This window comes from Streptomyces sp. NPDC044044 (assembly GCF_056434405.1).
The window spans coordinates 407042-432269 of the sequence record NZ_JBWKFG010000002.1; the positions used below are offsets into that span (position 1 = coordinate 407042).

Genomic DNA, 25228 nt, shown 5'->3' on the forward strand with positions numbered 1-25228 from the left:
ATGCGCATTGCCACCTGGAACGTGAACTCGATCACCGCTCGGCTGCCGAGGCTGCTCGCCTGGCTGGAGAGCAGCGGTACGGATGTGCTGTGCATCCAGGAGACCAAGACCACCGCCGAGCAGTTCCCCGCCGACGAGCTGCGCGAGCTCGGGTACGAATCGGCGGTGAACGCGACGGGCCGGTGGAACGGCGTCGCGCTGGTCTCCCGCGTGGGCCTCGACGACGTGACGGTCGGCCTGCCCGGCGGGCCCGACTACGAAGGGGTGCAGGAGCCGCGCGCGATCTCCGCGACCTGCGGCCCGGCGCGCGTCTGGTCGGTCTATGTGCCGAACGGCCGCGAGGTGGACCACGCGCACTACGGCTACAAGCTCCAGTGGTTCGAGGCCCTCAAGGCCGCGGTCGCCTCCGACGCGACGGGCGCGCGGCCGTTCGCGGTCCTCGGCGATTTCAATGTGGCGCCGACCGACGCGGACGTGTGGGACCCCGCCCTGTTCGAGGGCGCCACGCACGTGACCCCCGCCGAGCGCGCGGCGCTCGCGGCGCTGCGGGAAGCGGGGCTCTCGGACGTGGTGCCGCGCCCCTTGAAGTACGACCACCCGTTCACGTACTGGGACTACCGCCAGCTCGGCTTCCCCAAGAACAGGGGCATGCGCATCGACCTGGTGTACGGGAACGAGGCGTTCTCGAAGGCCGTGACGGATGCGTACGTCGACCGCGAGGAGCGCAAGGGCAAGGGCGCGTCCGACCACGCGCCGGTCGTGGTGGACCTGGACGTCTAGGCAGAGTCAGCAGGATCAGGGGGGCAGGGACCGGATCTCCGGCCCCTGCCCCGCCCCTGCGCAGCTAGGCCCCCTGCGCCGCCCCGCCCCTGCGCAGCCAGGCCCCCGCGCCGCCGAGCACCAGGGGCTAGTCCGGGACCAGCGCCCCCAGATCCACCGACTCCGCGATCGCCGCGAGCCCCGCGTCCCCCGGATGCAGATGGTCCCCGCTGTCGTACGCGGCCAGCATCCGCGCCGGATTCGCCGGATCCCGCAGCACCGCGTCGAAGTCCAGGACGGCGTCGAAGTCACCGCCGCCCCGCAGATAGTCGTTGACCTTCATCCGTTCCGCGTCCGCCGCCGCCGTGCACAGGGACTCCCCCTGGCAGGGCGCGATCGTCGCCGCCACCACCCGCAGGCCCCGCGCGTGCGCCCGCTCGGAGATCTCCCGCATACCGGCGGTCACCTGATCCGCCGACGCGCCCCAGCGGACGTCGTTGACGCCCTCGAAGACGACGACCGTGCGGGCCGACGTCTGGGCGAACACATCACGGTCGAGGCGGTGCAGCGCGCTCACACCGCCGGTGTCCGTGGAGACGCCGTCGCCGGGGTAGCGGTCCGCGATCACGCGGTTCGCCGAGATCCCCTGGTTCAGGACCCCGAAACGCGGGACCTCGTCCTGTTGGAGGAGTCGCGTCGCCAGGACGTTGGGCCAGCGGTGGTTCGCGTCCTGCGTCGACTTCACACCGTCCGTGATGGAGTCGCCGAGCAGCACCACCGATCCGGGCCCGCCCGACACGTCGACCCCGGTGAGCAACGGCCAGGTCGAGATCGTCGAGGTGTAGGCCTCGGGCGAGCCGTCCGCCGCGTGGTCGCCGGGGCCGCTCACGTACGAGCGCTGAATGGCCTGGCTGTGGACGGGCGCGGTCGTCACCGCCTCCGGGAGGTGGAAACTCACCAGGAGGTTGGTGTCCTCGGGCACATCGAAGTCGAGCGGGTCGCTGAACGCCTGTGCCCCCGCGGGGACTTCGGTGCCGCCCTTGCCCCGGAACGACAGCCGCCGCGGCTCGTCCCGGGCCCCCGCGCCGGACTCCTGCACCGCCACCGTCGCGCTCCCGATCCGTACGGGCGCCGATGCGAAGGTGTTGTCGAGCCGGATCCGCACCCGTGGCCCGCCCGTGCTCGTGTGGACCACGAGCCGCACGGTCCGGTCGGCCCAGGGGCCCACCGCCGTGTAACCGGCCGTCGACGCCGACCAGCTGCCGGTCCACCCCTTCGCGGGCTGCCGCACGGAGAGCGAGAAGACGTGCAGGTCGGGGGCGCCGGGGTCCTTCGGCAGGGTCACCGACGCGACCTCGCGCCCGCGCGCCACCGGCACGGTTACGACGTACAGCCGTGTCTTCTCGGCGAGTTGGCCGCCCGGAGTGTTCAGATGCGGCAGCGCGACCGCCTTCGTGGCGAGCGGTCCCGAGCGCCAGTCCGGCGCCGTCAGGCGGTACGTCCCCTTCGATCCGTCCTGGTAGCGCACCGTCCCCGTGCCGCCCGCGTCGCCGCCCGTGCCCGCGACCAGGAACGCGAGCGCGTCCCCACGTCCGCGCACCCGCACGGACTGCCCGTCGGCGCGGACGTTGTCCGCCTCGCCCGCGTTTGTCCGGGGCAGCGCGAGCCGCGCCCCGTCCACGGCGAGCGAACGGCCCGGGGTCCAGCCCGCCGCCGTCAGGTCCTGGGCCGAGAACGAGCCGCCCGAGCCGTCGAAGTCCGCGTCGCCGGGCCGCGTGTCGTCACTGATCGCCCTGTTGTCGAAGAGCCGCTCCACGGGGAGCGGCCCGGGTCTGTGCGGGGCGGCCTGCGCCGCCGCCACGGGGACGATGCCGGCGGTGAGAACCGCGAGTACGGCGGCCGGTCCCCAGATACGTGAGATACGCGAGGCACGCGAGCTGCGTGGGCGCACACCAGACCCCTCCCCTTGCTGAAGCTGACGTGACGACAGGTGCGCCATGAAGCTAAGGAGGCCGGGGAGAAGCGTCAATGAGGTGCGCGTGAACACGACCCGAACTCGCTGAGATGCCGGAGCCGGCCGGGGCCATGTCCCTGATCCCCTCGCTCGGCCGGGCCGCGTGGCATGGACATCTGGCCGAAGGGCGGGAAGGGGCCCGTCGAACTGCTGGCGATCTTCGATGTGTTGCGCCGTGAGCTCGTGGACGGCATGCCGAGGCCCTGGGGCGGTCCGTGCCTGTGACCGACAGTGCAGGGGCCCCGTGGCGGCAGGCCACGGGGCCTCTGGCGCGCGCGGCGTGATTCACCTGATTCCGTGATCAACTGATGCAAGATACATTCTTGGAGATACGGACATCCGCGCCCCGAGGCCCCACCGGCCGCGCATTCGGCGCTGGCATCCAATGGAGAGGCCGATCATGAACATCTCCTTCTTCGGCAAGTGGCGCAAGCAGCCGACAGCCGACCGGAGCCCTGGACTCGCCTCGGCGTTCGACGAGGATCCGGCCGGTGTGGCCGAACTCCTTTCCGAATGCGAGCTGCTGCGCTCCCAGGCGGCCACCGCAGGTCTCGAACTCGACGACTCCCCGGCTTCGTTGACCGCGCTCGACCAGCTCCTGCCGCGCTGGCGCGACGACCCCGAGCTCCTTCCGTGGCTCGGCAACGACGCGGGCCTGTACCTCGGTTCGGTCATCGTCCGTACGGTGCCCGGCGCCACCTGGCACGTCTGGCCCGGCGGCGGCCCCGCCGTGCGGCTCGCCTCGGGGCGCGAGATCCAGGTGGTCGAGGCGGGTCTCGACTGGGCGGTGCAGGGCGCTCCCGAGCTGTCCCACGTCTACGCGGAGGCGTCGGAGGCGTAGCCGCGGGACGCGTGCGTGATGACGTAACTGCAAATACGGTTAATGCCCATAAGTGCGTGTCGTCCAGTAAGTGCCGTTTTCACGTGGATAGTTTGCGCGGACCGACACCGCTGAGAGTGGGCAGGGCAGGGCATGGCCGTCGATCCGCTGATCGAGCTGCGTGATGTGAACAAGTACTACGGGGAGCTGCATGTCCTTCAGGACATCAACCTCACCGTCGGCAAGGGGGAGGTGGTCGTGGTCATCGGCCCGTCAGGGTCGGGGAAATCAACGCTCTGCAGGACGATCAACCGGCTGGAGACGATCCAGTCGGGAGCCATCGCACTGGACGGGCAGCCGCTTCCGGAAGAGGGCAAGGCACTCGCCACGCTCCGCGCGGACGTGGGCATGGTGTTCCAGTCCTTCAACCTCTTCGCACACAAGACAGTGCTGCAGAACGTCTCCCTCGCGCCGGTCAAGGTGCGGGGACGCAAGAAGGACGAGGCCACGCGGCGCTCCCGCGAGCTCCTGGAACGGGTGGGCCTCGCGACACAGGCCGACAAGTACCCGGCGCAGCTCTCGGGCGGCCAGCAGCAGCGCGTGGCGATCGCACGCGCGCTCGCCATGGAGCCCAAGGTGATGCTCTTCGACGAGCCGACATCGGCTCTCGACCCCGAGATGATCAACGAAGTGCTCGAGGTCATGCAGGGTCTGGCCCGCGACGGCATGACCATGGTCGTCGTCACCCACGAGATGGGCTTCGCCCGTTCGGCCGCCAACCGTGTCGTCTTCATGGACGCCGGCCGCATCGTCGAGGACCGGGCCCCCGAGGACTTCTTCAGCAACCCGGAGAGCGACCGCGCCAAGGACTTCCTCTCCAAGATCCTCAAGCACTGACGGGGGGCCAGCCATGATGCGTACGACACGTCTGCTCGCGGCGCTCGCCGTCGCCGCCGTAGCCGCGACTGCCTGCGGCAAGGAGGGCAGCCCCCCGGTGAAGGGGCCGCAGCCCGACGAGCTGCCCAAGTACCAGGTGGCGACGGGATTCACGTTGCCCGGCTCAGGCACCTGGAAGAAGGCGAAGCGGCGCGGGCACCTCGTCGTCGGTGCCAAGGAGGACCAGCCGTTCCTCGGTGAGAAGAACCCCGCCACCGGGCAGTACTCCGGCTTCGACATCGAGATCGCCAAGATGATCTCGGCCTCGCTCGGCTTCGAACCGAAGTCGATCCGGTTCAAGACGATCGCGTCGGCGAACCGCGAGACCGCCCTGCAGAACGGGCAGATCGACTACTACGTCGGCACCTACACCATCAACGACCTCCGCAAGAAGCTCGTCGGCTTCGGCGGCCCCTACTACATGGCGGGGCAGGGCCTCCTCGTGCGCTCCGACGAGGACGACATCAAGGGGCCGCAGGACCTGAACGGCAAGAAGGTCTGCTCGGCGGCCGGTTCGACCCCCTACCAGCGCATCCAGAAGGACTACCCGAAGGCGACGCTCGTCGCGTACGACACGTACTCGGTCTGCGTCGACAACCTGCTGACCTATCAGGTCGACGCGGTCACCACCGACGACGCCATCCTGATCGGCTACGCGGCCAAGGTGCCCGACGAGCTCAAGGTGGTCGGCAAGCCGTTCTCCAAGGAGCCCTACGGCATCGGGGTCCCCAAGGGCGACAACACCCTGCGGTTCGCCGTCGACGACGCGCTCGCCGCCCGGGAGAAGAACGGCGACTGGAAGAAGGCCTACGACGCCACCCTCGGCCTCTCCGGGGTCCCGGCGCCGAAGCCGCCCGCCATCGACCGCTACCCGGCGAGCTGAGGAGGCGTCGTGGACGTACTGACAGACAACTTCTCCACCTTCGGCAAAGGGTTCCTCGGCACCGTCGAACTCACCGTCTACGCCTCCATCCTCGCCCTCGTGCTCGGCTTCATCATGGCGTCGTTCCGAGTGGCTCCGGTCGGCTCCTTCCGGGCGTTCGGCACGGCCTGGGTGGCGGTCCTGCGCAACACCCCGCTCACGCTGCTCTTCTTCGCGGTGCTGCTCGGGCTCCCGCGCTTCGGACTCGTGCTCCCCTTCAAGGTGTTCGCCGTCCTCGCGCTCGGCTGCTACACCTCCGCCTTCATCTGTGAGGCACTGCGCTCGGGCATCAACACCGTTCCCAAGGGTCAGGGCGAGGCCGCCCGCAGCCTGGGGATGACCTTCGGACAGACGCTGTCCATGGTCGTGCTCCCGCAGGCCTTCCGGTCCGTCATCCCGCCGGTCGGCTCCACCCTCATCGCCCTCGCCAAGAACTCGGCCATCGCCGGCGCGTTCAGCGTCACCGAACTGCTCGGCACGTACAAGACGCTCAGTGAGCTCGGCTACAACATCATCTGGACGTTCGTCTGGATCGCCGTCGGCTACCTGATCATCACCCTCGCCATCAGCGCCGTCTTCAATGTCCTCGAGAAGCGCTGGGGAGTCGCCCGATGAAAGCCCTCTCCCACGAATCCACCGCCCTCTACGACGTGCCGGGCCCCAAGACCGAGCGCAGACACAAGCTCTACGGGCTGCTCTCCACCGTGGTCCTGCTCGCCCTGGTCGGCTGGATCATCTATCTGCTCTTCGACACCGACCAGTTCACCGCGACGAAGTGGACGCCCTTCGAGTACAAGGGCATCCAGGAACTCCTCCTGAAGGGCCTGGGGAACACGCTCAAGGCCTTCGCCATCTCCGCGGTCCTCGCGCTCGCGCTCGGCGGGCTGCTCGCCATGGGGCGGCTCTCCGACCACCGTCCCGTGCGCTGGCTGGCCACGCTTCTCGTGGAGTTCTTCCGCGCGATGCCGGTCCTGGTGATGATCTTCTTCGTCTTCGTGGCGCTGAAGGTCCAGCCGCTGCCGGCCCTGGTCGCGGGGCTCACGCTCTACAACGGCTCGGTGCTCGCCGAGGTCTTCCGCTCGGGCGTGAACTCCGTGGAGCGCGGGCAGCGGGAGGCGGCGTACGCGCTCGGGATGCGCAAGACGCAGGTGATGACGCACGTCCTCGTGCCGCAGGCCGTGCGCGCCATGCTGCCCGCCATCATCAGCCAGTTGGTGGTCGCACTCAAGGACACCTCGCTCGGCTATCTGATCACCTATGAGGAGTTCCTCCACGCCGGGAAGCTGATCGCGTCGAACCTCGACTACGATCTACCTTTCATCCCCGTGGTTCTGGTGATCTCGCCGATCTACATCGGGATGTGCATGCTGCTCTCGTGGTTCGCCCAGTGGGTGTCCAAACGACAGCGGCGCAATCCCAAGACCGAGGCCGCGGACGTGGCCCCGGCCGAACCAGGGACGCTGCTGCCGGGTGTGCAGTAGCTAAAGGGGCCAGGGCCCGACCCGGCAGCAGCCGGTGATCACTGTTCGCGCAGCGGGACCGACACGTACGACGGGTCGGACGCGGGCGAGGAGAAGGTCAGCTGCGCGCCGGACGGGTTGTGCTCGATGTAGAGCGGGTCGACCGTGTCGACCACCAGGGCGAGCCTGTGTCCTGCCGGAACGTCGTAGGCCGTGGAGAACAACTCCAGGTCCACGCCGAACGGCTGGCCGGGGGTCTTGCCGTGGAAGGTGTACGGCGCGTTGCTGACCAGCTTGCCGAGGCCGAGCGGGCCCACGTCGTAGAGGTACGCGACGAGGGTGCCGCTCTCCTTGGTGCTGGTGAGCGTGGTGTGCAGCTTCGCCGTCCCGCGCACCCGCTGGTCCGTGGCGTACTTCTCGGACTGCCAGACGCCCGCGTAACGCCTCGGGAGCAGCGGCATCGAGGCCACCGGCGGGATCTTGAGGAACTGGTCGAGGGCGTTCGAGAGCAGCACCGTGCCGCCGTTGGCGCCCGAGTCGACGTTCGTGCGGATCGTGGTGGACCCCGCCAGGTCGATCTTCTTCTTCGTCGCGCCGACGGACTTCCAGTCGGGATAGCCCTCGTAGCCGCCCGTGGAACGGGACTTGAGCTGGACGGGCTGCTCGGTGTCGACGCCGTTCTTCTCGCCCTTGAGGTAGCGGTCGAACCAGCGCTGGGTGGAGGTCCAGGTGTCGTTGGGCAGCCCGAGCAGGCCGGTCAACTCGGATGTCGCATGGTCGCCTGGCCGGAATTCCAGGCGCTTGGGGCCCGTCAACTGCTCGTAGAACTTGGCGTATTGGTTGGGCGGGAAGATGGTGTCGCCCCAGGCGTTGCCCATCATGACGGCCGCGCCGTTCTTGTTGATCTGGTCGATGTAGGTCGCGGGGGAGCGCTTGGCGCCCCACGCGATCATCTCGTCCTCCTTGTCCAGGTTGGACCCGAGGAAGTCCTTGAGGGTCTGCTGGAGTTCGGGGCTCGGACGGCCCGTGAGGACACCGGCGCCGCCGAGGAGCCCGGCGGCCTGGGCGTGCTGGGTACGGCCGCTGTAGATCGAGTCGATCAGGTCGCCCCAGCCGCTGAGCGCGGCGACGGCCTTGATCCGCTTGTCGTGCCCGGCGGCGAGCAGGCTGATGCCCGCGCCGTACGAGACGCCGCCCATGCCGATCTTCTCGGGGTCGGCCGGGGTGTTCTCCAGGGTCCAGTCGATGACCTTGGAGGCGTCCGCGATGTCCTCGGGGCCGCCGGTCTCGATCTCGCCGCCGGACTGCCAGAAGCCGCGCGAGTTGTAACTGACCACCACGTAGCCGGAGTTCGCGAGCTTCTGGGCCTGCGCGACGTACTCGATCTGCGGCATGGCCCAGCTGGTGGGCAGCACGATCGCGGGGTACTTGGCGCCCGCCTTCGCGCCCTTGGGGGTGAAGACGTTGGCCTTGAGGATCGTGCCGCCGTCGCCGGGGATGTCGACGAAGCGCACGTCCGAGGAGCTCGCCGCCTGTGGGGCGGCCGCCGGAGCCGCTTGGGCGGCCGGGGCGATGCCGAAGGCGGCGCCGGCGACGAGAGTCGCCGACACGGCGCCCACGGTGGTCGTACGCAGAGCCTTGCGCGGTTGTCCCACGGGTCACTCCTTACTCGTGCAAGCAAAGTGACCCGACGGTAACCTCGTGTTCTTACCGGGGGTAACCCGTCGGTAAGTTACGCCCCGGTAACGATTGTTGAGTGATCTACCTTCGACGCGGCGCGTGTCAGTGCAGCGCGCTCTTCATCTGCCAGTCGGTCCAGGAGATGTTCCACTCGCCGTAGCCGTTGCCCGGGTCCGGGACGCCCTTCGAGCCGCTGCCGGAGACCTCGAAGGGGTCGCCGACCTGGACCTGGCCGTAGAGCCAGGAGGCGTCGCCGTCGCTCATGCCGATGCAGCCCGAGCTGTGGTTGGTGTTGCCGAAGTACGAGGCGTTCCAGGGGGCCGCGTGCGCGTACATGCCCGACCAGGTCAGACGCATCGAGTTGTCGACCATCTTGTCGTAGGCGTCGCCCAGGCCGACCGTCTCGGAGCGCATGTTGATCGTGCCCTCCTTGGCCATCAGGACGGACGTGCCGCCCCAGGACGCCTTGTCGCCGCCGGGGGTGCCCGCCGACATCGGGACGGTCCTGACGCTCTGCCCGTCGCGTACGAGCGTCGCCTGCTTGCTGTCGAGGTCGACCTTGACCTTCTGGCTCTTGCCGACCGTGAAGCCGGTGACGTAGTCACGGACGAACCAGCCGCCGCCCGTGCCCGAGTCGATGCCGTTGAGCTGGGCGTCGAGCTTCACCTTCGTGCCGGACTTCCAGTAGTCCTTGGGCCGCCAGTCGATGCGGTCCTTGCCGTCGTAGTTCTTGATCCAGCCCCAGGATCCGGTGGTGTCGTTCGAGGTCGTCACCTTCAGGTGCTTCTCGATCTCGGCCTTGTTCTTCACCGGGTGGTCGAAGACGACCGACAGGGGCTGCGCGACGCCGACCGTGGTGTCCTTGCCGGGCGTCAGGCTCAGCTTGTTCACCTGCTCCGGGGCGGCCGTCCTGAAGGAGGTCTGCGCGCTGCCGCCCTCGGCCGTCGTCGCCTCGACCTTGTACGCGGTGCCGGGCGCCGCCTTGCGGTCCGACGTCCAGGTCCTGCCGTTCGCGCCGACCTTGCCGGTGAACTTCGTGCCCTTGGAGTCGGCGACCGTGACCTTCTTCAGCTTGCCGTCGGCCAGCTTCACCTCGACCGGGGAGCCCGCCTTGGCCTGCTTGCCCCGCAAGTTGACTGATATGTCCGGCTTGTCGGCATTCGTATTCGCGGACGCCGGGGTGCTGCCCGAACAGGCGGTCAGCGCGGCGGCCAGTGCCGCAAGGCCGGCGGCCGTGACCGCGGCCCCGGTGTGGCGGGTGCGTATCGGGCGTCGGTGACTCGGCGAGCTCAGGGGCCTCAAGGGAACGTACCTCCGTGCGAATGTGGAACTGCACGGTGAGATGGCCAAAGGTCCCGATGGGTTGTCTCTTGCCCCGAATTGCCGAATAGGTCACAGAGGCGGGATATCGGCCGGGTGCGCGGGCCGACGCCCGGTGGTCGGCGCTCGGTGGCCGGCCGCCTACTTGGCGCGATGGGACGTGCGCGCCGGAGCGGTCGCGGGAGCCGGGGCCTGGGCGGCGCGGGTGACGTCACCGACGAGCTCGACGACGTCGGGACCGTACGCCTGGGAGTTGACGACCTTCAGGAGCAGCACGAAGGTGTTCGCGCCGTGCTTGCGGGCGAGGCGCTCGTGGTGCCGGGCGAGATAGCGGGTCGCCGCCTGGTTGGTGATCGCGCGCTGGCCGCAGAAGAGGAAGACGGGTCTCGCCTCCTGGCCCTGCCCCGCGGTGAGCCGCGCGAGGATCACGTACTCCGTGATGCCGCCCTCCATGCGGTACCGCTCGCTGCCGACCTGGAAGGCCCCGCGGTCGGGTCCTGGCTCCGGGTCGGTGTTGATGCGGACCCCGGGCAGCAGGGAGTGCATGTGCGCGGCCATCCGGCGGTTGGCCGTGGGGGAGCCGACGCAGAACTCGGTGCGTTCACCGAAGCTCTGCTGGGCGGCGTCGTGCGCGACGAGCTGGGCGTGCGCCCCGCAGTCCTTGATCAGCGCGGCCAGTTCGAGGAGCGCGAACACGTCGTGACGTACGACGGTGAGCTCGGGGCCGCCCGCCTCGCGGTTGACCACGAGCAGCGACTCGGAGTTGTCGGGCAGCCCGAAGAAGGCCTGCTTGCGGCGGAGCTTGCGCCGCCAGAGGTAGGTACGGGCGAGCCAGCCCAGCACGGCACCGAGGCCGGCCGCGATCAGGCCGAGGACGATATTGCGCACGTCTTCAGTCATGGGGGCGCATGCTAGCGGGCTCTAGGACCCGTGTTCGAGGGGGTCCTGACGTGGTGGGTGAACCGAAGTTACGCTGCGCAGACGGTTGTTGACTGGAGGTACGAATGCGTCGTGCTGTCGTACGGAATCTGACGCTATTGGCGGTCGGAGGGGTGTTGGTGTCGGTCGGAGCGGCCGTGCCCCCTTCGTCTCCGCGCTCAGCTGAACCGGCCTCGCGGTCCCCGGAGAAGGCGCCGGTGGCCGTCGGCTCCGGCGGCGCGGTCTCCAGCGTCGACGCGGACGCGTCGGCCGCCGGGATCGAGGTCCTGAAGAAGGGCGGCAACGCGGTGGACGCGGCGGTCGCCACCGCGGCGGCCCTCGGCGTGACCGAGCCCTACTCGGCGGGTGTCGGGGGCGGCGGCTACTTCGTCCACTACGACGCCAAGAGCCGCAAGGTGAGCACGATCGACGGCCGCGAGACGGCCCCGCGCACCGCCGACTCCGGCCTCTTCCTGGAGAACGGCAAGCCGATCCCGTTCGCGGACGCCGTCACCAGCGGCCTCGGCGTGGGCACGCCCGGCACGCCCGCGACCTGGCAGTCCGCGCTCGACCGGTGGGGGAGCAAGCGGCTCGGCACGCTCCTGAAGCCCGCCGAGCGGCTCGCGCGCGACGGGTTCACGGTGGACGGCACCTTCCGCTCGCAGACCGAGTCGAACCAGGAGCGGTTCGCCGACTTCCCGGACACGGCCAAGCTCTTCCTGCCCGGCGGCGCGCTGCCCGTGGTCGGCTCGACGTTCAAGAACCCCGATCTCGCGCGGACGTACGAGGAGCTGGGGCGCAAGGGCGTCGGGGCGCTCTACCGGGGCGGCATCGGCAAGGACGTCGTACGCACCGTGAACAAACCGCCCGTGGACCCGGCGTCCGGGCGGGTGGCCCGGCCCGGCGATCTGTCCGCGAAGGACCTGAAGGCCTACGCGGTGAAGCGGCAGGCGCCGACGAAGACCTCCTACCGCGGGCTCGACGTCTACTCGATGGCTCCCTCGTCCTCCGGCGGCACCACCGTCGGCGAGGCGCTCAACATCCTGGAGCGGACCGACCTCTCGAAGGCGTCGAAGAAGAAGTACCTGCACCGCTTCATCGAGGCGAGCCGCGTGGCCTTCGCAGACCGGGGGCGCTGGGTGGGGGACCCCGCCTTCGAGGACGTACCGACGAAGGAGCTGCTCTCGCAGAAGTTCGCCGACTCGCGGGAGTGCCTGATCCGCGACGACGCGGTCCTCAAGAGCCCTCTCGCGCCGGGGAACCCGCGTGATCCGGCGGCCTGCAAGTCCGGCGACAAGGCCGCACCGACCACGTACGAAGGGGAGAACACGACGCACCTCACGGCCGCCGACAAGTGGGGCAACGTCGTCGCCTACACCCTGACCATCGAGTCGACGGGCGGCAGCGGGATCACCGTGCCCGGACGCGGCTTCCTGCTCAACAACGAACTGACCGACTTCTCCTTCGCACCGGCCGACCCGGCCGTGCACGACCCGAACCTGCCGGGCCCGGGGAAGCGGCCCAGGTCCTCGATCGCGCCGACGATCGTCCTGGATAAGGGCAAGCCGGTGGTCGCCCTCGGCTCGCCGGGCGGTGCCACGATCATCACGACCGTCCTGCAGACCCTCACGGGCTTCGTCGACCGGGGTCTCCCGCTCGTCGACGCGATCGCCGCGCCGCGCGCGAGTCAGCGCAACGCCGCCCAGACCGAGCTGGAGCCGGGCCTCTGGGAGAGCCCGGTGCGGGCCGACCTGGAGGCGATCGGGCACTCGTTCAAGCAGAACCCGGAGATCGGTGCGGCGACCGGAGTGCAGCGGCTGCCGGGTGGCAAGTGGCTGGCCGCGGCGGAGAAGGTGCGTCGCGGTGGCGGGTCGGCGATGGTGGTGCGGCCTGGCTGAGACACGGGCCGGGCGGGCCGCACGGCCCGCCCGGCCGGCTCAGCGCGCCGCGCAGTTCTGCTCCAGCTCGTTGGCCGCCCAGCGGATCGGGCCCTCCGGGTCTTCGTGCAGGTGGCGCAACGCGGGCAACGCATCGCGTACGGCAGCCAGTTGGGCGTCGCCCCGGCCGCCGCGGGCCTGGTGGACGTCCGCCAGGTCCGCGATCAGGAGCAGCAGCGTGCTGCGCGAGCGGTTGTCCGGGTCCGTCATGAGGTCGACCAGGAACGGGATCGCCGGAACGGCCGCGGTCGATGCCGCCTCCTTGGAGACGAGGAGGCGGTAGAGGTCGTGGACGGCGTCCATGGCCGTCTTCTTGTCGTCCGACGCCACCTTGCCGATCAGCTCGGGGACCATGTGACCGGGGCCGCGCGCCGTCCACAGGGAGCCCCAGTCGACGCTCTCCAGGCGCAGTTGGAGGTCGCGGTGCGGCCACAGCTTGGCCAGGTCGAGGCGGAGCGCGGCCGTGGAGTCCGCGTCCGTGACGCGCAGGATGCCGACAGCGCCGACAGTGCCGTCCGTGCCCTCCGTGCCCACCGCGTCGAGACCGAGGAACTTGATGCCGGTGCCGAGGCGCAGGTTGGCCACCGCGTCGGACGCCAGGTCCCAGACGCGTACGAGGCCGTCCGCCCAGGCCGCGGCGAGCGCGGGCCCGGTCGGCAGGACCGCGGCGGCGAGTGAGGCGACCGGGGTGCTCCTGCGGGCGAACGGCGCGCGCAACGGCTTGCGGCGGGTCGACCAGTAGCGGATCACGCCGTGGGCGTCGCCGCTGAGGACCAGGCGCGTGCCGGTCGCGAGCTCCAGGCAGGTCACGGAGGTCACCGGCGCGCGGTGCAGGCCGAGGGTGATGGTCTCAGGGTCCTCGTCGTCCGTCTCGCGGACGTGCACGCGGCCTTCCGTGTCACCCGCGACGAGCAGCGTCGCCCCGTGGAGCGAGGCCACCGCCCTGAGCGTGCCCGGGGTCTCGACGAGCGCGGCCGCCGCTCCGGCGACGACGGGCGGCTGCGGGAACTCGCGGGTGAGGACCGTCCACCGGCCGCGCGGGTCGCTGTCTCCCGCGGAGAGCGCGACCGGCCCCAAGTCCTCCAGCGGCAGGGGCACTTCAGCCGGCGGACGGATGTCCTTGTCCGTCCACCGGAGGCCCAGAGTGCGGGCGACGTCGAGCAGGGCGTCGCGGGTGCGGGCGTTGATCACGATCTTGAAGTCGGCGCCAGGGCCGCGTCCGTGACGTATGACCGCGTCCGGAGCGCCGTACGAGAGCGCGTCGGTGCCCATCTCCTGCCAGGGCAGCAGACCCAGTTCGCGGTACGAGGTCTCCAGGCGGCGCACGATCTCGGGGTCGGCGTCGACGGTGTCGCGCCCGAACCGCAGCGTCCAGCCGTAGTGCGCGGGCATCCGCTCGAAGGCGAGCTGCATCAGGAACTCGGAGAGCGAGCGGCTCTGCACCATCCACGCCCCGCCGACGCTCACCAGGACGCGGGGGTCGGGGAGTTCGGCCTCGGCGGCGAGGTAGCCCCACTCGTGGGCGTAGTGGTACTCGGACATGAACACGCACACGCGCGCGTCGTCATCGGGGGCGACGATCCCGCCGGCCCCGTCCGTCGATTCCACGTCGAGCTCGGAGATCTTGGGCGGCCACTGCGTGTGGACCCAGTACAGGCGCGGGTTGAAGGCGAAGGAGTTGAGCGGGGAGTCCCACCATTCGTTCAGCGCGAGGGGGACCGGCAGGTCCCAGTCGACGCCGTGCTCCTTGTTCTCGCCGCCCCAGCGGGAGTGGCCGGGCTCGCCGCCCGGGTCCTCGTACCCCCACTCCCGCTGCACCTCGTCGAGCAACGACCAGCGCGGGCGCCCCTGTTGACGCTCCATCCGGTCCGCGAACTGTCCGTAATCAATGATCTCGTGTGTCACCGATGCATCGTACGGATGATCTACGTGACGGATGTCGCCGCGGCGTCACAGTGCTGTGCGGAGTCACAGGGCCGTGAGGATGCGCGGGCCCCCGTCCGTGATCGCCACCGTGTGCTCCGCGTGGGCCGCGCGGCTGCCGTCGTTCGTGCACAGGGTCCAGCCGTCCCGCGCCGGGTGGTAGTCGTCGCTGCCGCTGGCGATCACCATGGGCTCGATGGCCAGGGCCATGCCGTGCTTCAGGGGCATGCCGCGGCCCGCGGGGCCTTCGTTCGGGACGCCCGGGTCCTCGTGCATGCGGCGCCCGATGCCGTGGCCGCCGAAGCCCTCCGGAATGCCGAAGCCCGCCTCCCTGCACACCGTGCCGATCGCGTGCGCGATGTCGCCGATGCGATTTCCCACGACGGCCGCGGCGATGCCCGCCTCCAGGGCGCGCTCGGCGGTCTCGATGAGGTGTACGTCGTCGGGGCGGGCGGTCCCGACGGTGAAGCTGATCGCGGAGTCGCCCGCCCAGCCGCCCAGTTCGGCGCCGAAGTCCGCGGAGAGCAGGTCGCCGTCCCGCAGGCGGTAGTCGGTCGGGATCCCGTGCACGATCGCGTCGTTCACGGAGGTGCACAGGACGGCGGGGAAGGGGGTGGGGGCGAAGGAGGGGCGGTAGCCGAGGAAGGGCGATGTCGCGCCCGCGTCCCGCAGCACGGCGTGCGCCACCTCGTCCAGCTCGAGCAGCGAGACGCCGACGCCCGCCGCCTCCCGCACCGCCGTCAGGGCCTGGGCGACGACCCGGCCCGCTTCGCGCATGGCGTCGATGGATGTGTCCGTCTTGAGTTCGACCATGCCAATTACTGTACCGGTATGAGAATGGCTTTCTGTACGCGGCGGGACTAGGATGGCCGCATGGTGCGGACCCCCCTGACCCCAGAAGAGCGCGAACGCGGTGAGCGTCTCGGCCGCCTGCTGCGTTCGGCGCGTGGCGAGCGGAGCATGGTGGAGGTCGCCGCGAGCGCCGGACTCTCCGCGGAGACACTCCGCAAGATCGAGACGGGGCGGGCCCCGACGCCCGCGTTCTTCACCGTGTCGGCCCTGGCGGTGGCGCTGGGCCTCTCGCTGGACGAGGTGGCTCAGGCCTGCGCGCTGGTGCCGCTCGCCCCTGTGTGAGGGTCTGCGCGGGCCGCCGGGCTCATGGGGTCATCGCCCCGGGGCCCACGCGGCGGCGTGCTCGGCGGCGAAGTCCGCGAAGCCGCGGGCCTGCCTGCCGGTGATCCGCTCGACGGCGAGGTCCACGCGGTCCTCGGACCCGTGCGCGATGGAGTCGTCCATGGCGGCGAGCACGCGGGCGAACGCCTCGGGCATCCCGGTGGCGACGAGCCGCTCGCGGAAGTCCGCCACGGGGACGGAGCGATGGCGGATCCCGCGCCCCGAGACCTTGGAGACCGCCTCCGCGACGTCCGCGTAGCCGAGCGCCTGTGGCCCGGTGATCAGATGTGCCGCGTTGTGCGGCCGCTCGTCCGTCAGGGCCACTGCGGCGACGGCCGCGATGTCGCCCGCGTCGACGAACGCCACCCGGCCCTGCCCCGTGGCCGTCACGATCTCGTCCGCGGCGCGGATGCTCTCGACGTGCGGATGCCCCGGGGTGACGAAGTTCTGCATGAACCAGGAGGGGCGCAACACCGCCCACTCCGGGACCAGTTGACGCAGCGCCCGGTGCACCTCCCCGGCCCCGGGGTCGCCCTCCTCGATGGCGGATGAGCTCAGGAGCACGAACCGGCGTACGCCCGCGGCCAGGGCCTGTTCCAGGAACGGCACCATCAGCCGGGCGGGGGTGGCGTCCCCGATGGGCGGCACCAGATAGACGCCGTCCGTGCCGGTGAGGGCGGGGCCGTGGGTGGAGGGGTCGGTCCAGTCGAAGCGGACCTGGCGGGTGCCCGGCGCCGGGGCGCGGCTCGCGACGCGTACGGACATGCCCTGGTCGTCCAGTGCTCTGGCCACGCGGCTGCCGGTGGTGCCGGTGCCGCCGGTGATGAGGAATCGCATGGTCATCGGGCCTCTCCGGAGTGCGAGGCGCCGACGGGGATCGGGCCGTCGAAGGCGTCGGCCGCCAGCGCGCCGTTCCAGTAGTCGCGGAACCGCGTGATCCGTCCCTCGTGGACGGTGACGACCTGGATGTACGGCATGTCGAAGGGGCGCCCCGTGGCGACCGCCCGGCCGGTGCCGCGCAGCTCCACGACGATCGTCCCGGGGTCCTCGGTGCGGTGGATCGTCAGGTCCTCGAAGCTCCGCAGGTCGATGTGGTCGGGGTAGTCCGCCATGTAGGCGCGCACGGCGTCGCGGCCGACGAGCCGGTGCGGGGCCCCGGGGAGGGCGAAGGGGAACTCGAAGACTCCGTCCGGCGCCCAGAGGGCGACCCAGCCGTCGATGTCCTTGGCGAGGAGGAGGTCGAGGGAGCGGGAGAAGACGTCGGTGGGTGAAGGGTGCGTTGCGGGGGGTGTCGTCATGGGGGCGACGTTAACCTGACCCCGGGTCCGTTTACAAGTACCGGACCCGGGGTCGACTTATGCTGGTGGCAGTACCGCCGTTCCGTTCGCCCGCCACCGAGTCGCCCGTCACCCCGTCACCCGTCACCGAGTCGCCCGTCATCGAGGAGGAACCATCACCGCCCGCAAGGAGAGAGCCGACTCCGTCCGCAACAGGGCCGCGCTGCTGGCCGCCGCCGCCCGTCTGTTCCAGGACGCGGCCGACCCCGACACCGTCAAGATGGCCGACATCGCCCAGGCCGCCGGGGCCGGCAAAGGCACGGTCTTCCGGCACTTCTCCGACCGCATCGGCCTGGTCAGGGCGCTGGTCGTGGAGGAGACGCAGCAGCTGCGCGAGCAAGTCGTCGACGGGCCGCCGCCGTTGGGGCCCGGCGGACCGGTCGCCGAACGGCTGCCCGCGCTCATGGCGGCCCTCCTCGACCTCAAGCTGAGCCGGCGCGCGCTGATGCTGGCCCTGGACCGGGCCGGGGCCGGCAGCCCCTACCTCAACCCCGCCTACGACCTGTGGCACTCCGAAATCGCCGGGATGCTGACCGGCGTGCACGGACGCGAGGATGCCGACTACCTCGGGCACGCCCTGCTCGCCGCCGTCCGCAGCGACCTCGTCGAGCATCTGACCAGCCAGGGCGCGAGCCCCGGCCAGTTGCACGCAGGGCTGCGGAGGCTGTGCGCCTCCGTGCTCGCTCACGGTGCGGACGACGGCGTGTGAGGTGCTGTGGGTCGGCCGGAAAACCACGTGTAGTCGTCCCGTAACACGACTGGTGTTATCTTCCGGACCGGAACACTCCAGGCTCCATGGGGCGGTGCTGGCTCGGATGGCAGTAGGACAACTCCCGGATCAGGTGCGGGAGTTCGCGAGGTACCTCAGAGATCTCCTGGCGCGGCTCGATCCGGGCGCCGGGTGGTGCGGCGTGTTCTGGTCCCGTGACCCCGAGGGGATGCAGGCCTGCCTGGATGGCTCGGAAGTGCCCCCCTGGGATGTGCTGGAGGCGCTGCTGCACGATCTGGCCACCGGGTACGGGGCGCAGGTCGCCGAGCGGGAGACGGAGCGGGCGCGGGCGCTGCACGGTGCCTCGCTGGCCGCGTACGACGCGCGGCCCGGCGGTCGCGGGCTGCTCGGCGAGCGCCTCGACATGATGCTCACCGAGCAGCGGTTCGCCGTGGAACGGCAGGCGGACCTGGGCCGCGCGCTCGCGGCCGCGGCCACGCCGCACGAGGTGGAGCGGCTCCAGCGCGATCTGGCCTGGGTCCGCGACGACCACGAGCGGGCGACCGCGCGGTGCGCGGAACTCCGGGAGCGCATCGAGCTGCTCGACCGGGCGGACCGCCCGCAGTGGGTCGACTTCGGGACTCCGGTGTCGGACGATTTCGCGGCCGAGGACTTCGACGCCTTCGACGGGCAGGCGCCGACGGATTTCGGGGCTCGGGGGGCGGCCGGCTTCGGCGGTGCTGCCGGTGACCCCGATGCCGGACCTTCGGAACCGGGCGTCCGGACGCGGGAGTTCGGCGACTCCCCGGAGAGCCAAGGTGCTCCGGCTCCCGCCGGCTCCCGCACCGTCTCCGTCGGCATGGACATGGGCATGGACATCGACGTCGATGTCGACTCCGGCTCGACCGGCCAGGATTCCGGTCCCGGTCCCGGCTCCGGCTCCCGCCCGGACCCCGAGGCGGCCCCCTCGTCCCACGACGCCCCCCGCGTCCCGAAGCAGGGCCGCAAGTCGCGCGACACGCCCCGCCGCCCGCGCCGCCCCCGAGGCGCCCGCTTCGCGGGGTTCACCGGCCAGGACGAGGGCGCGGACGCGGCCGATGCCGTCGCCGTACCGGAGACGGCCGGGCAGCCGCCCACCGCGCGTACCTCGCCCGCCGCCAGTACCCCGCGCGGCGCGCGGTTCGCGCACGCCTCCGAGGGGTCGGGCGGCGGCGACGAAGCCGGGGGCCCCGGCACCGCGGGACCGGACCGCGACGCCGAGCGGGCCACCGCCGAGGCGGTCGCCGCCCTCGTCCGGCTCCGTGGCGAGGGCCGCAGCGGCGAGGCGCACGGCGTCCTGGTCGAGGCGGCGGGCTGGCCCGCGGCGCGCATCCCCGTGCTCGCCGGTGAACTGCACCGCGCGGGCCTCGGCGCCGACTGGTCGACGCTGCTCTGGGAGGCCGCCTCGCTGCCGCCCGACCGGCTCGTGGCGCTTGCCGACGCCCTCGCGGGGGCCGGTCGCGCCGACGACTGCCGCAAGCTGCTGCGGCAGGGCGTCTCACGGCCCGCACCGGAGATCGCCGAGGCGGTGCTCGCACTGATCGACGCGGGCCGCGAGCGCGAGGCCCGCGCGCTGCTCGACGCCTATCTCCGCGTCCGCACCCCCGAGGACGCGGCCGGCTGCGCGCACACCGATCCCTACCGGCTCATCCCGCTGCTCCTCCAGGCGGCCCAAGGGGTGTCGGACGAGCGCCACTGGGATCTCGTGCACGCGCTGCGCGTCGCCGGGTTCAGCGCCTGACGCGCCCGTTTCGGCTGCGCGTTCTCGTCCGGTCTCGCCCGGTTGGGTGCGAAACATGATCGACTCCGCCGGTTAACGGCGATGGTCTTGCCCAGCCCGGCGACGAGGCTTACGTTTTCCTGTCTACGCACCAAGTCTACGGGCGTAGAAGCTCTCTGACGTCCCGTCGAAGGAGCAGCTCATGGCCAACGTCGTACGCGCCGCACTGGTTCAGGCAACCTGGACCGGCGACACCGAATCCATGATTGCCAAGCATGAGGAGCACGCCCGCGAGGCGGCCCGCCAGGGTGCGAAGATCATCGGCTTCCAGGAAGTGTTCAACGCCCCCTATTTCTGCCAGGTGCAGGAGGCCGAGCACTATCGCTGGGCCGAACCCGTGCCGGACGGACCCACCGTCACGCGGATGCGGGAACTGGCCCGCGAGACCGGCATGGTCATCGTCGTCCCGGTCTTCGAGGTCGAGCAGTCCGGGTTCTACTTCAACACCGCCGCCGTGATCGACTCCGACGGCTCGTATCTGGGGAAGTACCGCAAGCACCACATCCCCCAGGTCAAGGGCTTCTGGGAGAAGTACTACTTCAAGCCGGGGAACGCGGGCTGGCCCGTCTTCGACACGGCGGTCGGCAAGGTCGGCGTCTACATCTGCTACGACCGCCACTTCCCCGAGGGCTGGCGCCAGCTCGGCCTGAACGGCGCCCAGATCGTCTACAACCCCTCCGCCACCTCACGCGGCCTCTCCGCCTACCTCTGGCAGCTGGAACAGCCCGCGGCGGCCGTCGCCAACGAGTACTTCATCGCGGCCATCAACCGCGTGGGCGTCGAGGAGTACGGCGACAACGACTTCTACGGAACGTCGTACTTCGTCGACCCGCGCGGCCAGTTCGTCGGCGAGACCGCGAGCGACAAGGCCGAGGAACTCGTCGTCAGGGACCTGGACTTGGGCCTGATCGAGGAAGTACGCCAGCAGTGGGCGTTCTACCGGGACCGCCGCCCCGACGCGTACGAAGGACTGGTACAGCCGTGAGTGATCTGCACACCCGCCACAAAGCCGTCCTGCCCGAGTGGCTCGCGCTCTACTACGCCGACCCGCTGGAGATCACCCACGGCGAGGGCCGCCACGTCTGGGACGCGGACGGCAAGCAGTACCTCGACTTCTTCGGCGGCATCCTCACCACCATGACCGCCCACGCGCTGCCCGAGGTCACCAAGGCGGTCAGCGAGCAGGCCGGGCGGATCATCCACTCGTCCACGCTCTACCTCAACCGGCCGATGATCGACCTGGCCGAGCGGGTCGCGGGCCTCTCCGGCATCCCGGACGCCCGCGTCTTCTTCACCACGTCCGGGACCGAGGCCAACGACACGGCCCTGCTCCTGGCCACCGCGCACCGCCGCTCGAACCAGATCCTGGCGATGCGCAACAGCTACCACGGCCGCTCCTTCACGGCCGTCGGCATCACCGGCAACAACGCCTGGTCGCCGACCAGCCTCTCGCCGCTCCAGACGCTGTACGTCCACGGGGGCGTCCGCAGCCGAGGGCCGTACGCCGCGCTGAGCGACGCCGAGTTCATCGAGGCCTGCGTCGCCGACCTGAAGGACATGCTCGGGCAGGCGCGCGGGGGAGTGGCGGCACTGATCGCCGAGCCCATCCAGGGGGTCGGCGGCTTCACCTCGCCACCGGACGGTCTCTACGCCGCCTTCCGCGAAGTCCTGTGGGAGCACGGCGTCCTGTGGATCTCGGACGAGGTGCAGACCGGCTGGGGCCGGACCGGTGACCACTTCTGGGGCTGGCAGGCGCATGCCGCGAGCGGCCCGCCGGACATCCTCACCTTCGCCAAGGGCATCGGCAACGGCATGTCCATCGGCGGCGTCGTCGCGAGCGCCGAGGTCATGAACTCCCTGGACTCCAACTCCATCTCGACCTTCGGCGGCTCACCGGTCACGATGGCGGCCGGCCTCGCCAACCTCACGTATCTCCTGGAACACGACCTCCAGGGCAACGCGCGACGCGTCGGCGGTCTGCTCATCGAGCGGGTGCGCGCCATCTGCGCCCAGCTGCCCGTCGTACGCGAAGTGCGCGGCAGGGGCCTGATGATCGGCATCGAGCTGGTCAATCCCGCGACGGGCGAGGCCAGTCCACAGGCTGCCGCCGCCGTGCTCGAAGCGGCCCGCGAAGGGGGACTCCTGATCGGCAAGGGCGGCGGCCACGACACCAGCGTCCTGCGCATCGCCCCGCCGCTCTCGCTGACCGTCGCCGAGGCGGAAGAAGGGGCGTCGATCCTCGAACAGGCCCTGCGGAGCGTCTAGTTCACGTGCCTTCCGGTATGAACGTACGAGCATGAGAGGGAGCGCCCCATCATGAGTACCCGCACCTTGATCCGCGGTGGACTCGTCATCACCGCCGCCGAAGAGACCCACGCCGATGTGCTGATCGAGGACGGCCGGATCGCGGCGCTCGCCGCGCACGGCTCGGGCGCCGCCGAGGCGTGGACGGCGGACCGCGTCATCGACGCGTCCCACAAGTACGTGATTCCGGGCGGAGTCGACGCGCACACGCACATGGACTTCCCGTTCGGCGGCACGTTCTCCTCCGACGACTTCGAGACGGGGACCCGGGCCGCGGCCTGGGGCGGCACCACCACCATCGTGGACTTCGCGGTGCAGAGCCGGGGGCACGCGCTGCGTGCCGGGCTCGACGCCTGGTACGCGAAGGCGGACGGCAAGTGCGCGATCGACTACGGCTTCCACATGATCCTCTCGGACGTCAACGAGAAGTCCCTGCGGGAGATGGACCTGCTGATCGAGGAAGGGGTCACCTCGTTCAAGCTCTTCACCGCGTATCCAGGCGTCTTCTTCAGCGACGACGGCCAGATCCTGCGGGCGATGCAGAAGGCCGCCGTCAACGGCGGGCTGATCATGACGCACGCGGAGAACGGCCTGGCCATCGACGTCCTGGTGGAGCAGGCCCTCGCGCGCGGCGAGACGGATCCGCGCTACCACGGCGAGGTGCGCAAGGCGCTCCTGGAGGCGGAGGCGACGCACCGGGTGATCAAGCTCGCCCAGGTGGCGGGCGCGCCGGTGTACGTGGTGCACGTGTCGGCGCAGGAGGCGGTGGCCGAGCTGGCCAGGGCGCGCGACGAGGGCCTGCCGGTGTTCGGGGAGACCTGTCCGCAGTATCTGTTCCTCTCCACGGACAACCTCGCGGAGCCCGGCTTCGAGGGTTCCAAGTACGTCTGCTCGACCCCGCTGCGACCGCGTGAGCACCAGGCCGCGCTGTGGCGCGGACTGCGCACGAACGACCTCCAGGTGGTGTCGACCGACCACTGCCCCTTCTGCTTCGTCGGGCAGAAGGAGCTGGGCCGCGGGGACTTCTCCAAGATCCCGAACGGCCTGCCCGGCGTGGAGAACCGCATGGACCTCCTCCACCAGGCGGTCGTGGACGGGCACATCAGCCGCCGCCGCTGGATCGAGATCGCCTGCGCGAGCCCGGCCAGGATGTTCGGCCTGTACGGCAAGAAGGGCACGATCGCACCGGGCGCGGACGCCGACGTCGTCATCTACGACCCGGCCGCCGAGCAGGTCATGTCGGCGGACACGCACCACATGAACGTGGACTACTCCGCGTACGAGGGAAAGCAGGTCACGGGCCAGGTGGAGACCGTCCTGTCCCGCGGTGAAGTGGTCATCGACCAGCGGAAGTTCACCGGCCACGCCGGACACGGCGCGTACGTGCCGCGCGGCACCACCCAGTACCTCGGCTAGGAGAGGCGACGCACCATGGATTTCGGACTCGTCCTGCAGACCGATCCGCCGGCCGCCCAGGTCATCAGCCTCATGAAGCGAGCGGAGCGCAGCGGCTTCCGCTACGGCTGGACCTTCGACTCGGCCGTGCTCTGGCAGGAACCCTTCGTCATCTACAGCCAGATCCTGGCGAACACGGAGCACCTGATCGTCGGCCCGATGGTCACCAACCCGGGCACCCGCACCTGGGAGGTCACGGCCTCGACCTTCGCCACGCTGAACGACATGTACGGCAACCGCACGGTGTGCGGCATCGGGCGCGGCGACAGCGCGATGCGAGTGGCGGGCCGTGCCCCGAACACCCTCGCCCGGATCAGCGAGGCGATGAAGGTCATCCGGTCGCTGGCCTCGGGCGGGGACGCGGACCTGGGCGGCACCACGATCCGCTTCCCCTGGATCAAGCCGGACGCCCAACTCCCGGTGTGGATGGCCGCGTACGGCCCCAAGGCGCTGAAGATGGCGGGTGAGGAGGCCGACGGCTTCATCCTCCAGCTGGCCGACCCGTATCTCACCCAGTCGATGGTGAAGGCGGTCAGGGACGCGGCCACGGCGGCGGGCCGCGACCCGGCGGCGGTCAAGATCTGCGTCGCCGCGCCCGCCTATCTGACGGAGGACGACTCACCCGCCGCGCTCGCCCACGCCCGTGAGCAGTGCCGCTGGTTCGGCGGGATGGTCGGCAACCACGTCGCCGACCTGGTGAAGAAGTACGGCGAACACTCGGACCTGATCCCCGAGGCCCTCACCGAGTACATCAAGGCCCGCGAGGGCTACGACTACTCCCACCACGGCCGCGCCGACAACCCCGACACGGCCTTCGTCCCCGACGACATCGTGGACCGCTTCTGCGTGATCGGCACGGCGGCGCAACACATCGAGAAACTGAGGGAGTTGAAGCGGCTGGGGGTGGACCAGTTCGCGCTGTACGCGATGCATGACGACCGAGAAGGCGTCATCGACGGGTACGGCAGCACGGTCATCCCCGCCCTGTCGTGAGCAGGCCTGTCGTGAGCAGCCCCATCTCCAGGTCGGCGACGACACCGTAATGAGGCAGGGCTGTGCGGTGCCGGGCGTCCAGATCGCGCAGTGTCACGACGACGCGCACTCGCGTGGCCATGGGTTTCCTCTCCTTGGGGCTGCCCGGCCTGTCCGGTGTCTCGTCAGGGCTGCCGGACGGCGATGACGTCGAACTCCAGGGTCACCTTCGGGCTCACGAGAAAGGAGGTCGCGGTGTTCCAGTTCACGCCCCAGTCGTTGCGGTTGATGGTGACGCCGCCCCGGAGACCGACCCGGACGTCGCCCCGTGCGTCGCTCTCGGCGGCGGTCAACTCGACGTCCATGGTGACCGGTTTGGTCACGCCGCGGATGGTCAGGTCGCCGGTGACCTGGTAGGTGGTCCCGCCGGTCGCCGCCACGTCGGTCGAGGCGAAGGTGATGGCCGGGTGGTTGTCCGTGTCCAGGAACCTGCCGCGCAGGTGGTCGTCGCGCTGCGGGTTCCGGGTCTGGAGGCTCGTCGTCCGGATCGTGAGGCGTGCGCGGGATTTCGACGGGTGGTCGCCGTGCAGGAGTACGTCGCCTTCGTACTCCTCGAACTGGCCGCGCACCTTGGTGGACATGGCGTGCCGGGCGACGAAGCCGATCCGGCTGTGGGCGGTTTCGAGGGTGTAGGCGCCGGTCAGCTCGGCGAGGTGGATCGTGGTCGATGACATGGGTGGTGTCTCCTGGGGGTTGGGGGTTGGGCGTTG

The 25228-nt window shown here is 70.5% G+C and carries 24 protein-coding genes; 14 read left to right on the plus strand and 10 right to left on the minus strand.

Features of this window, described 5'->3' with window-relative positions:
* Positions 1 to 780 carry an exodeoxyribonuclease III gene (locus AC07AG_RS07775; protein ID WP_478752927.1) on the plus strand — a complete coding sequence of 260 codons (780 nt, stop codon included), beginning with the start codon at positions 1 to 3 and terminating at the stop codon, positions 778 to 780.
* A gap of 127 nt (positions 781 to 907) precedes the next feature.
* On the opposite strand, the gene AC07AG_RS07780 is transcribed toward AC07AG_RS07775, so the two are convergent.
* Entirely contained in the window at positions 908 to 2758 is a 1851-nt protein-coding gene (locus AC07AG_RS07780; protein ID WP_478752928.1) for an SGNH/GDSL hydrolase family protein, read from the minus strand.
* A gap of 415 nt (positions 2759 to 3173) precedes the next feature.
* On the opposite strand from AC07AG_RS07780, the gene AC07AG_RS07785 reads away from it, so the two are divergent.
* From AC07AG_RS07785 to AC07AG_RS07805, 5 genes are all read left to right on the plus strand, one after another.
* Positions 3174 to 3614 carry a DUF6278 family protein gene (locus AC07AG_RS07785; protein WP_478752930.1) on the plus strand — a complete coding sequence of 147 codons (441 nt, stop codon included), beginning with the start codon at positions 3174 to 3176 and terminating at the stop codon, positions 3612 to 3614.
* A 132-nt stretch (positions 3615 to 3746) separates the two neighbouring features.
* A complete protein-coding gene (locus AC07AG_RS07790; RefSeq protein ID WP_478752932.1) occupies positions 3747 to 4490 on the plus strand; it encodes an amino acid ABC transporter ATP-binding protein in 744 nt (247 codons plus the stop codon).
* A 16-nt stretch (positions 4491 to 4506) separates the two neighbouring features.
* Positions 4507 to 5412, plus strand: coding sequence for a glutamate ABC transporter substrate-binding protein (locus tag AC07AG_RS07795; RefSeq protein WP_478753930.1), 906 nt, complete (start codon positions 4507 to 4509; stop codon positions 5410 to 5412).
* A gap of 9 nt (positions 5413 to 5421) precedes the next feature.
* A complete protein-coding gene (locus tag AC07AG_RS07800) occupies positions 5422 to 6066 on the plus strand; it encodes an amino acid ABC transporter permease (RefSeq protein ID WP_478752933.1) in 645 nt (214 codons plus the stop codon).
* A complete protein-coding gene (locus AC07AG_RS07805) occupies positions 6063 to 6932 on the plus strand; it encodes an amino acid ABC transporter permease (protein ID WP_478752935.1) in 870 nt (289 codons plus the stop codon). The genes AC07AG_RS07800 and AC07AG_RS07805 overlap by 4 nt, the downstream gene beginning before the upstream one ends.
* A gap of 38 nt (positions 6933 to 6970) precedes the next feature.
* Here AC07AG_RS07805 and AC07AG_RS07810 read toward each other — a convergent pair whose 3' ends face one another.
* From AC07AG_RS07810 to AC07AG_RS07820, 3 genes are all read right to left on the minus strand, one after another.
* Entirely contained in the window at positions 6971 to 8566 is a 1596-nt protein-coding gene (locus tag AC07AG_RS07810) for an alpha/beta fold hydrolase (RefSeq protein WP_478752937.1), read from the minus strand.
* Positions 8567 to 8693: 127 nt separating this feature from the next.
* On the minus strand, positions 8694 to 9893 hold the full coding sequence (locus AC07AG_RS07815) for a L,D-transpeptidase (protein ID WP_478752939.1): 1200 nt from the start codon (positions 9891 to 9893) through the stop codon (positions 8694 to 8696).
* Between the two features lie 159 nt (positions 9894 to 10052).
* Positions 10053 to 10811, minus strand: coding sequence for a hypothetical protein (locus AC07AG_RS07820; protein ID WP_478752941.1), 759 nt, complete (start codon positions 10809 to 10811; stop codon positions 10053 to 10055).
* 104 nt (positions 10812 to 10915) lie between these two features.
* Here AC07AG_RS07820 and ggt point away from each other — a divergent pair, with 104 nt between their 5' ends.
* Entirely contained in the window at positions 10916 to 12727 is a 1812-nt protein-coding gene (ggt, locus tag AC07AG_RS07825; RefSeq protein WP_478752943.1) for a gamma-glutamyltransferase, read from the plus strand.
* Between the two features lie 39 nt (positions 12728 to 12766).
* On the opposite strand, the gene AC07AG_RS07830 is transcribed toward ggt, so the two are convergent.
* Together AC07AG_RS07830 and map are read right to left on the minus strand one after the other, a co-directional pair.
* Positions 12767 to 14671, minus strand: coding sequence for a WD40 repeat domain-containing protein (locus tag AC07AG_RS07830; protein WP_478752944.1), 1905 nt, complete (start codon positions 14669 to 14671; stop codon positions 12767 to 12769).
* Positions 14672 to 14734: 63 nt separating this feature from the next.
* Positions 14735 to 15502, minus strand: a complete 768-nt coding sequence (map, locus tag AC07AG_RS07835) for a type I methionyl aminopeptidase (protein WP_478752946.1) — start codon at positions 15500 to 15502, stop codon at positions 14735 to 14737.
* Positions 15503 to 15562: 60 nt separating this feature from the next.
* Here map and AC07AG_RS07840 point away from each other — a divergent pair, with 60 nt between their 5' ends.
* Positions 15563 to 15823, plus strand: a complete 261-nt coding sequence (locus tag AC07AG_RS07840) for a helix-turn-helix domain-containing protein (protein ID WP_478752947.1) — start codon at positions 15563 to 15565, stop codon at positions 15821 to 15823.
* A 30-nt stretch (positions 15824 to 15853) separates the two neighbouring features.
* On the opposite strand, the gene AC07AG_RS07845 is transcribed toward AC07AG_RS07840, so the two are convergent.
* Both AC07AG_RS07845 and AC07AG_RS07850 read right to left on the minus strand, forming a co-directional pair.
* Positions 15854 to 16705 (minus strand): NmrA family NAD(P)-binding protein, encoded by an 852-nt coding sequence (locus AC07AG_RS07845; RefSeq protein WP_478752949.1) that lies wholly within the window; start codon positions 16703 to 16705, stop codon positions 15854 to 15856.
* On the minus strand, positions 16702 to 17160 hold the full coding sequence (locus AC07AG_RS07850; RefSeq protein WP_478752950.1) for a nuclear transport factor 2 family protein: 459 nt from the start codon (positions 17158 to 17160) through the stop codon (positions 16702 to 16704). The genes AC07AG_RS07845 and AC07AG_RS07850 overlap by 4 nt, the downstream gene beginning before the upstream one ends.
* Positions 17161 to 17365: 205 nt before the next feature.
* Between AC07AG_RS07850 and AC07AG_RS07855 the strand changes: the two genes are divergently transcribed.
* The 6 genes from AC07AG_RS07855 to AC07AG_RS07880 all read left to right on the plus strand — a co-directional run bounded on the left by AC07AG_RS07855 (position 17366) and on the right by AC07AG_RS07880 (position 24479).
* The gene (locus tag AC07AG_RS07855; protein WP_478753932.1) at positions 17366 to 17908 is read left to right on the plus strand and encodes a TetR/AcrR family transcriptional regulator; all 543 of its coding nucleotides are present in this window, start codon (positions 17366 to 17368) and stop codon (positions 17906 to 17908) included.
* A gap of 106 nt (positions 17909 to 18014) precedes the next feature.
* Positions 18015 to 19688: a hypothetical protein gene (locus AC07AG_RS07860; protein WP_478752952.1), complete on the plus strand. Its 1674-nt coding sequence runs from the start codon at positions 18015 to 18017 to the stop codon at positions 19686 to 19688.
* A 181-nt stretch (positions 19689 to 19869) separates the two neighbouring features.
* Positions 19870 to 20712: a nitrilase-related carbon-nitrogen hydrolase gene (locus AC07AG_RS07865; protein WP_453528230.1), complete on the plus strand. Its 843-nt coding sequence runs from the start codon at positions 19870 to 19872 to the stop codon at positions 20710 to 20712.
* Positions 20709 to 21992 (plus strand): aspartate aminotransferase family protein, encoded by a 1284-nt coding sequence (locus AC07AG_RS07870; protein WP_478752954.1) that lies wholly within the window; start codon positions 20709 to 20711, stop codon positions 21990 to 21992. The genes AC07AG_RS07865 and AC07AG_RS07870 overlap by 4 nt, the downstream gene beginning before the upstream one ends.
* 51 nt (positions 21993 to 22043) lie before the next feature.
* Positions 22044 to 23447 (plus strand): dihydropyrimidinase, encoded by a 1404-nt coding sequence (hydA, locus tag AC07AG_RS07875; protein ID WP_478752956.1) that lies wholly within the window; start codon positions 22044 to 22046, stop codon positions 23445 to 23447.
* A 15-nt stretch (positions 23448 to 23462) separates the two neighbouring features.
* Complete coding sequence (locus tag AC07AG_RS07880; protein WP_478752958.1) at positions 23463 to 24479, plus strand: TIGR03842 family LLM class F420-dependent oxidoreductase; 1017 nt, start codon at positions 23463 to 23465, stop codon at positions 24477 to 24479.
* On the opposite strand, the gene AC07AG_RS07885 is transcribed toward AC07AG_RS07880, so the two are convergent.
* Positions 24460 to 24600, minus strand: a complete 141-nt coding sequence (locus tag AC07AG_RS07885; protein WP_478752960.1) for a hypothetical protein — start codon at positions 24598 to 24600, stop codon at positions 24460 to 24462. The two genes, AC07AG_RS07880 and AC07AG_RS07885, sit on opposite strands and share 20 nt — an antisense overlap.
* A gap of 43 nt (positions 24601 to 24643) precedes the next feature.
* The gene (locus tag AC07AG_RS07890) at positions 24644 to 25192 is read right to left on the minus strand and encodes a YceI family protein (RefSeq protein WP_478752961.1); all 549 of its coding nucleotides are present in this window, start codon (positions 25190 to 25192) and stop codon (positions 24644 to 24646) included.
* Positions 25193 to 25228: the final 36 nt, after the last annotated feature.